Source organism: Nonomuraea antri (assembly GCF_013283785.1).
GTDB lineage: Bacteria > Actinomycetota > Actinomycetes > Streptosporangiales > Streptosporangiaceae > Nonomuraea > Nonomuraea antri.
In genome coordinates, this window is sequence record NZ_JABCPZ010000341.1 from 1 (window position 1) to 7,976 (window position 7,976).

Consider the following 7,976-nt stretch of genomic DNA (forward strand, 5'->3'; position numbering starts at 1 on the left):
ATGGGGTCAAGGGGTCATGGGGTCATAGGTCAGCCGTACATCTTGTTCAGCTCGGCGGCCGCCTCGGCCATCAGCGCGCGCAGCTCCGGCGGGCCGATCACCTCCACGCCCGCGCCCAGGCGCAGCAGCAGCCAGCGGGCGTGGTTGATCGACTCGATCGGCAGCGTGAGCGTGCGCCACCCCTCCGGGTCGGGCGGTCCCGCGGCGGCCAGCGCGGCCGTCGTCACGTCCGTGCCCATGGTGTAGGCCAGCAGGTCGTCCATGTCGGGCGCGAGCTTGACGACCGCCTCGAAACGGTACATGCGCTCGCGGAACTCCTTGGCGTACGCCTTCCAGAACTCCGCCAGGTCGAAGCCCTCCGGCCAGCGAAAGGCGCCGGGCAGCGTCTCCACCGTCTGGATCCGGGCCACCCGGTACGTCCGCGGATCGCCGTCGGGCGGCGCCGCCACCAGGTACCAGGAGCCGCCCTTGAGCACCAGCCCGTACGGGTGGATCACCCGATCGACCACCTGGCGGCCCCAGCGCTGGTAGGTCATGTGCAGCACCCGCTGGCCCCAGACCGCCTCGGACACCTCGCTCAGATGCGGGACGTCGTCGGCGTCGCGGTACCAACTCGGCACGTCCAGCAGGAAGCGCTCGCGCATGCGTGAGGCCTGCGTGCGCGGCTCGGGCGGCAACGCGGCCAGCAGTTTCAGCTCGGCGGTCGCGGCCACCTCGGCCAGCCCCAGCTCGGCGGCCGGTCCCGGCAGTCCGGCCAGGAACAGCGAGGAGGCCTCCTCGGCGGTCAGCCCGTTCAGCCGGGTGCGGTAGCCGTCGAGGAGCTGGTAGCCGCCGGCCGGGCCGCGGTCGGCGTAGACCGGGACCCCGGCCGCCGACAGGGCGTCGACGTCGCGGTAGACCGTGCGGACCGAGACCTCCAGCTCCGCGGCCAGTTCGGGTGCGGTCATGCGGCCGCGCGTCTGCAGCAGCAGAAGGAGCGAGAGCAGGCGGCTTGCGCGCATACGTCCATTGTATTGCGCACATTCGTCGTGTTTGTATGAACGCATGGAACGTTTGCGCGCCATCATGGACACCCTGCGCACCCACGACAGCGTCTCCGTCACCGAACTAGCCGCCGAGCATCGTGTCTCGGAGATGACCATCCGCCGCGACCTCGACGAGCTGGCCCAGCAGGGCGTCGTCCGCCGGATCAGGGGCGGCGCGCTGTCGCTGCTGCTGCGCGGCGAGGAGCCGCCGTTCGCGGTGCGCGAGCGCGAGGCGGTCGAGGCCAAGCAGCGCATCGGCGCCGAGGTCGCCGCCCTGATCGCCGACGGCGAGGCGGTGGTGCTCGACGGCGGCACCACCGCGCTGGAGGTGGCCCGCGCGCTGGCCGAGCGGCGCGTGACCGTGCTGCCGCTGGCCCTGCAGTCCGCCACGCTGCTGGCCGCGGCGCCACGCGTCCGGCTGGTGCTGCCCGGCGGCGAGGTGCGCCAGGGCGAGCTGAACTTCATGGGCCCGCTGACGGAGTCGTCGATCAAGGCGCTGCGCTTCGACACGGCGGTGATCGGCTGCTGCGGGCTGTCGTCCGAGCACGGGCTGACCGCGCACGACCTGCCCGAGGTCGCAGTCAAGCAGGCCGCCATCGCCGCGGCGCGGCGGGTGGTGGTGGCGTGCGACTCGGGCAAGTTCTCGCGGACGGCTTTCGGGGCCGTCTGCCCGATCTCGGAGCTGGACGTGGTGGTGACCGACGCGGGGATCCCGCGCGAGCAGCACGATGCGCTGGTGGCCGCCAAGGTCACGGTGCGGGTGGTCGCATGAACACCCGCGCGAACACGGGTGTGCTTGCGCGACTTCCCCGACCGCCCGCCCATCCGTCTCACCGGCCACTCCCCGGCCGACCCCAACGCTCGCCTCAACCCCCGAGCCATCGACTTGACCAGCTTCTTTCCCACCGATCCCAACGGTCGGCCCGGCCGCCGAGCCGCCGACTCGATCAGCTTCTCCCTCACCGGCCCACGCGGCAGCGCCCCTGCCCGTTGCCGCGGCGGCCCGACCGGCCAGACATCCGGCGGCTCACTCGGCCGCCCACCATTCAGTCGCCCACCCGGCGGCACGCCCGGCCGCCCACTCAACCGCCCGACCGTCGACTCACTCAGCCACCCGCCGCTCAGCCATCCACCCGACGGCCCGACCGGCCAGCCAACCGGCTGCCCACTCGACTGCCCGACCTGCGACTCGCTCAACCGCCCACCGTTCAGCCGCCCGCGCGGCGGATCGATCGGCCGACCAACCGGCGACTCACTCAGCCATCCACCCGGCGGCACGCCCGGCCGATCACCCGGCTGCCTGCCCGGTGGGGCGTTCGGTCGTCCGGTCGGTTGCCAGGGCGCCACTGCGGGCGGGTGATCGCGTGAGGCGCGAGCGGGTCGCGGTGTCGCTGATGTTCTTCCTGGCCGGAGCCGCCGTCGGCGCCTGGACGGCGAGGATCCCGGCGATCAAGGAGCGGCTGAACGCCGGCGACGGACAGCTGAGCCTCGCCCTCCTGGCGATCGCGGCCGGCGCGGTCATCGGCATGACCGTCGTCGGCCGGCTGGTGGACCGGTTCGGCAGCAGCCGCGTCGCCAAGCCCGCCGCGCTCGCGCAGGGCGTGGTGCTGATCCCGCCGGGCTTCGCCGACGGGCTGGCCTCACTGGCGGGCGCGCTGCTGGTGTTCGGGATCGTGCACGGCGTCCTGGACGTGTCCATGAACGCCAACGCCGTCGAAGTCGAACGGGCCGGCGGGCGGCGGATCATGTCGTCGTTCCACGCGATCTTCAGCATCGGCGGGTTCACCGGGGCGGCGGCCGGTGGCCTGTTCGCGGCGGCCGGGCTGTCGGTGCAGGTCACGTTCATGTCGGTGGGCGCGGTCATCGTCGTGCTCGCCGTCTGGGCGGCCCGCTGGACGCTGCGCTCGACCCCGTCGCCGCACGCCGAGACCGGCGGACGGGGGTCCGGGCACCCGCGCGGGATCGTGTTCCTCGGCGTGCTGGCGTTCTGCTGCCTGGTGGGCGAGGGGGCGGCGGCCGACTGGAGCTCGGTCTACCTGCACGACCACCTGGCCGCCTCCGCCGGCGCGGCCGCCGCCGGATACGCGGCCTTCTCCATCATGATGACCGCCGGACGGCTGGCCGGCGACCGCCTGGCGGCCAGGCTGGGCGCGGTCCCGCTGGTACGCGGGTGCGGGCTGCTGGCCGCCGGCGGGCTGGGGGTCGCGCTGCTGATCCGCGACCCGGTGGCGGGCGTGATCGGGTTCGGCTGCTTCGGCGCGGGGTTGTCGTGCATCGTGCCGCAGGTGTTCTCGGCGGCCGGGCACCGGGATCCGGCGTACGCGGGGCGGGCGCTGGCCCGGGTGGCGAGCATCGGCTACCTGGGATTCCTCACCGGTCCCGTCATCATCGGGGCGATGGCGGAGGTCGCGGGGCTGCCTCGGGCGCTGGCCATCCCGGCGCTGCTGGCGGCATTCGTCGCGGTCACCGCCACCGCCCTGCGAACCCCGCGACCGGCCCGGGTCCGGTGAAAAGCGTTGCCCGTCCTCCCCGTCCTGCCTGCTGAGCGAGTGGGGCGGGGCGGGTGCGTACACCTTCCAGGACCCCGGGGGAAGGTGCGACGAGGATCACGACGTCCGCCCTCGGGCCCACCACCGCCAGCAGTTCACGCGGGCTCGAACGACGTCGACGCGGTGCACGCGGACGCCACGCGGCCTGAACCGTGTGGCCCTGAACGTGCGGCCCTGAGCACATGCGCCCTTGACACACATGCGGCCTTGGATCACATGCGGCCCTGCGCCGGGTCAGCCGTGTGGACCCGGCTTTGCCCTGTGGCGGGAGCCGGAAGCGTTCGACGCCATTCGACTTCGTTCGAGATGTGTCGAGGCCGACCCGATTGTCCCGCACATGAGCCAGCTCACGGAGAAAGCAGGCCAAATCGAACGAACTCCGATCGCTGATCGGCGGGTGGCTCGCCCCGTATCGGTGGCAACATGACTGCCGTCACGATTCGTTGATCTCCAGTCACGGCGTGACCTCCACATACCGTGATCACGAATCTGGCCAACACCGATGACCCATGACCAAGGCACTTCCCTGCGCGCGTTCATCGACCAGCTCAACGAGCTGAGGGAACAGGCCGGCAAGCCGCCCTTGCCCCGGCTGCGCCGGCTGTCGCGCGATCCGCTGCCCAATGGCGTCAAAGGCCGCGAACTTCACACCAGCACCACGCAGGAGATCCTCGCCGGCAAGCGGCGCCGTCCGCCTTCCTGGGCCTGGGTGGTCTCCTACGTCGCGGCGTGCCACGCGGCGGCCCGGGAGGGGAACCTGGACCTCGGCCCGCTGGACATGGCCACCTGGAACACCCGCTGGCTGCACGCCGGCAACGCCGATCAAGCGGCCACCGTCCCAAGGGAGGGTCCGCCCTCCCCCGCCGCGACCGGCCCCGCCGCGAAGTCCCCTGCCGAGCAGTTGACCGCCGATGAGCTGGTCCAGTGCTACCTCGACTCCCATGGCCGTATCGGCGCCCGTCTGGCTCGCCTGGCCATGGACGGAGACGCCGAGGCGAGTTTCCAGCTGGCGCTGCTCACCCTGCTGCGCGGCTGGAACCACGACGGCGAGTCCTGGCTGGGCCGCGCCGTCGACGCAGGCCACGAGGGCGCGATGGCGCTGCGGGACGCGCACGATCTGCGCGCCCAGGCCGCCGAGGTCGCCTACCGGTACGGCTGCGCCCTGGAGGCCGGCGGCGCCACCAGGGCCAGCATCGCGCACTGTTTCTACCGGCTGGCCGCCGAGACCGGCCATCCGGAGGCGGTCGCGAAGATCAGCGGCAGTGCCGCCTCGCCGCACCCGACCGCATCGGCCCCGCTCCTGACCGCCCCGATCACCGACGACGCCTCCTACGCTGAGAGCCTTCCCGGACTGCTGGGGGACGTCTGCGCCGACCATTGGTCCTGCCAGCTCGGCCTGTCGTGGCAGCATGCGCCGCACGTGATCGAAGCCGTGCCGGACCGGGAGATCACCGCCGGAGACCCGGCCATCGAACCGAGATCACTGCATGGCACGGCGGGCGGCGACCCAGGCCCTCCGCTCGGGTCCATGCGATGATCCCGGAGCAGCAGGTCGTGTTGCCCGGGTCCGGTGATCTCTCAGCAACCTTCCGCTGATCGTACGGACCCGGGCGCAACGCCCACCTGGTCAGGCGTGCAGCGGTCTCACTGCCTGTCGATGGAGTAGATCTGGGCGAGCAGCGCGGGGTTCTCGCCGCCGATGTCCTCGCGAGTGCCGACATATTGGTGCATCACGTCACCCGACCACTGGTTGTGGCCGAGCCCAAGGACGTGGCCCAGCTCGTGCGTGACCATGGCGTTACGGGTCCAGGTGTCCGGCTGGTACCAGTCGTTCAGCCGGACGACGGCGTCGATGATCCGGCCATGGTTCGGCGGGATGTAATAGTGCACGGTCTCGCCGATGAGACCGCCGGTGTCTCCGTAGTTGCCCGACCACACGTCCACGCAGTGCACATTGCTCGGATTGCAGTTGTTCCAGGTGTACCAGCTGTCGATATTGGGAGTCTGGTTCCACTTGTAAACGGCGTTGGTCGTCGGCCAGGCCGCACTCGAATGGTCGTTGAACAGCACGACCGGATTGTTGCGGCCCAGGTTCGACCACCACGAGTTCGGACAGGTCACCGAGCGCGCTTGGCCGAGCGCGCAGTCGTTCGGTCCGAACGCGCCGATTCCTGAGTCCGAGGCGTTCGGTTTCGCCTCGGGCTGCTCCTGTTTCACGTTCTTGAATCCCCGCTCGCGCAGCGACTTCACGGCCTTGGTGGCGTCCGTTCCCGGGATGAACGTGAAGTGCGTGACGCGTACCCGTCCGTCCGGGAGAGTCGAGGTGTCGGTCAGCTCCATGAACGGCGCCGATTCCCGCTGGTCGGCGCTCTCGCGCGCCACGCTCTCCGCCGCCACCTTGGCGGCGAGCTGCCCACTGGTCAGTTTCGGGTACGCGGCCAGATCGGTGAGCGGACTGCGCGCCTTGTCGCCCGGATCGGGCAGCGGGCCGGCGGGGCCGTACTCCGCGTCCGTCATGGGGGAATCGAATCGCGGCGCCGCCGAGGCCGGGCCCAGACCGACCGCGAACGTGGACGCCGCGACCATCAGGGCTAAGGCGAATTTCCTTCTCCGGTTTATTTGAATAGCCATAAGTGGAGTAGAGCCGATGCTCGACGACATTGTCAACGGGATTACACAGGCGCTTTCGACGACTTTCAGAACATTAATTTGATTGGCAGGATCACGGCGATCATCGTCGGTTTTATGTCTGTCTTCACAGCGGATCGTTTTTATAATGCGGCGTTATTTGCCATTCCGCCGCACCTTTGGAGGAAAGCCCGACTCACACAAGGCCGGAGACGACCCCGGCTACGACCGCCTGCCGCACTCCCACGCCTGACAAAGCGGACCCCGCACTGCGTCTGCCTCGATGACATGCCCCTCCACGCCGAACGCCCCGGACCGCATCTCACAGATCCACGTAACGCCGTTACCGACCGGCGGATCCGGCGGTTTGCACACGACCGCGCAGTGATGTCCGACGCCGAGCCGTCGAACGCCGCACAGCAACACCCCACACCGGACGACAGGACCGATGCGTGCTCACCCTCACCAACCGGTGCTGCCACACCGAGCGCCTGACCAGAACCCACGCCGCCGCAAGGCGGGAGCAGCGGGCGTGACGCAAAGCGCCCATGCGCGGCCGAGCACCCCATACCAGGCCGGGCAACGCCAGACGGGAGCAACGGACTCAGGACAGAGGCGACCCGGCCAGGCTGGACCAGCGCAGTTGGGGCAGGGCGGCCTGGCCGGGCGACGTCAGCCAGAAACAGCGGACTCATGCAGGGGCGGCCCGGCCGGGCGGGAGCAGCGCACTCAGGGCAGGACGGCCGGCCGAGCGGGAGCAGCGAGCGCCAGGCCGAAGCAGCCGCGTCCGGGCGGGAACCGGCCTGTTGCCGGTCAGCTGAACTGCCGCCGGTCAGGCGAACTGCTGCCAGCCCAGCCTGATCACCATGGCCGCAACCATCACCAGCAGCACGATCCGCACGAAAGCCGCACCCCGCTTGAGCGCCATCCGCGCCCCGACCTGGGCCCCGGCCACGTTGCACACCGCCATGCCCAGGCCGAGGCCCCAGTGCACGTGCCCCTGCCAGGTGAACACGGCCAGCGCCCCGAGATTCGTCCCGATGTTGATGATCTTCGCCGAGGCGGAGGCCGAGACGAAGTCGAGCCCGAGGATCGTGGTGAACGCGATGATGAGGAACGTGCCGGTGCCCGGACCCATGATGCCGTCGTAGAAGGCGATGCCGACGCCCGCCGTGGCCACAGCGGCGACGACCCGGGCGTCGGTGCGCAGGTGCGGCTGCGGGACCGCGCCCATCGCCGGTCGCAGCGTGACGAATGCCGCCACCGCCAGCAGAATCACCATCACAGCCGGTCTGAGCACCTCGGCCGAGATGGCCGCCGCCGCCCACGCGCCCAGCCCGGCGCTCAACGTCGCCAGCACGACGCCCGGCAACGCGACCTGGCGATCGACCTTGGTGGTACGCGCGTAAGCGACGGCCGCTGAGGCGGTGCCGAACACCGACGACAGCTTGTTGGTCGCCATGGCCTCGACCGGGGGCAGGCCGATCATCATGATCGCCGGAAGCTGCAGCAGCCCGCCGCCGCCCACGACCGCGTCGACCCAGCCCGCGCATGCCGCCGCAGCCAGCAACACCAGCACCTGCTCCAGCGGCACGCGCCACTCCCCCACATACCCCGATAAACCACTGGAAGCGTATAGGTCACCCCAAATCACACAGCCGCTGCCTCCCGCACCCCCACGGTGGACGCTAGGCGACGCGCTACGCATAGTGGGCGACGCGCTACGGATGGTGCAGGTGGGGATGGTGCAGGTGGGGATGGCGCAGGTGGGGAT

6 protein-coding genes are annotated in these 7,976 nt (G+C 70.6%); 3 read left to right on the forward strand and 3 right to left on the reverse strand.

Annotation, left to right across the window (positions count from 1 at the left end; genetic code table 11):
* Positions 1-29: 29 nt before the first annotated feature.
* Positions 30-1,001, reverse strand: coding sequence for a helix-turn-helix transcriptional regulator (locus HII36_RS51310; RefSeq protein ID WP_173530693.1), 972 nt, complete (start codon positions 999-1,001; stop codon positions 30-32).
* A 43-nt stretch (positions 1,002-1,044) separates the two neighbouring features.
* Here HII36_RS51310 and HII36_RS51315 point away from each other — a divergent pair, with 43 nt between their 5' ends.
* From HII36_RS51315 to HII36_RS51325, 3 genes are all read left to right on the forward strand, one after another.
* A complete protein-coding gene (locus tag HII36_RS51315) occupies positions 1,045-1,797 on the forward strand; it encodes a DeoR/GlpR family DNA-binding transcription regulator (protein WP_173530694.1) in 753 nt (250 codons plus the stop codon).
* Between the two features lie 592 nt (positions 1,798-2,389).
* Positions 2,390-3,535 (forward strand): MFS transporter, encoded by a 1,146-nt coding sequence (locus HII36_RS51320; protein ID WP_328808277.1) that lies wholly within the window; start codon positions 2,390-2,392, stop codon positions 3,533-3,535.
* A 541-nt stretch (positions 3,536-4,076) separates the two neighbouring features.
* The gene (locus HII36_RS51325; RefSeq protein ID WP_173530695.1) at positions 4,077-5,111 is read left to right on the forward strand and encodes a hypothetical protein; all 1,035 of its coding nucleotides are present in this window, start codon (positions 4,077-4,079) and stop codon (positions 5,109-5,111) included.
* A 107-nt stretch (positions 5,112-5,218) separates the two neighbouring features.
* Here the strand turns inward: HII36_RS51325 and HII36_RS51330 are convergent, their stop codons facing one another.
* Positions 5,219-6,091: a matrixin family metalloprotease gene (locus tag HII36_RS51330; protein WP_173530696.1), complete on the reverse strand. Its 873-nt coding sequence runs from the start codon at positions 6,089-6,091 to the stop codon at positions 5,219-5,221.
* Between the two features lie 943 nt (positions 6,092-7,034).
* Positions 7,035-7,796: a TSUP family transporter gene (locus tag HII36_RS51335; protein ID WP_173530697.1), complete on the reverse strand. Its 762-nt coding sequence runs from the start codon at positions 7,794-7,796 to the stop codon at positions 7,035-7,037.
* Between the last annotated feature and the right edge of the window lie 180 nt (positions 7,797-7,976).

Coding starts and splice junctions, on each gene's coding strand:
- HII36_RS51315 (WP_173530694.1), top strand. CDS start 1,045: ATGGAACGTTTGCGCGCCATCATGGACACCCTGCGCACCCACGACAGC.
- HII36_RS51325 (WP_173530695.1), top strand. CDS start 4,077: ATGACCCATGACCAAGGCACTTCCCTGCGCGCGTTCATCGACCAGCTC.
- HII36_RS51310 (WP_173530693.1), bottom strand. CDS start 1,001: ATGCGCGCAAGCCGCCTGCTCTCGCTCCTTCTGCTGCTGCAGACGCGC.
- HII36_RS51330 (WP_173530696.1), bottom strand. CDS start 6,091: ATGACGGACGCGGAGTACGGCCCCGCCGGCCCGCTGCCCGATCCGGGC.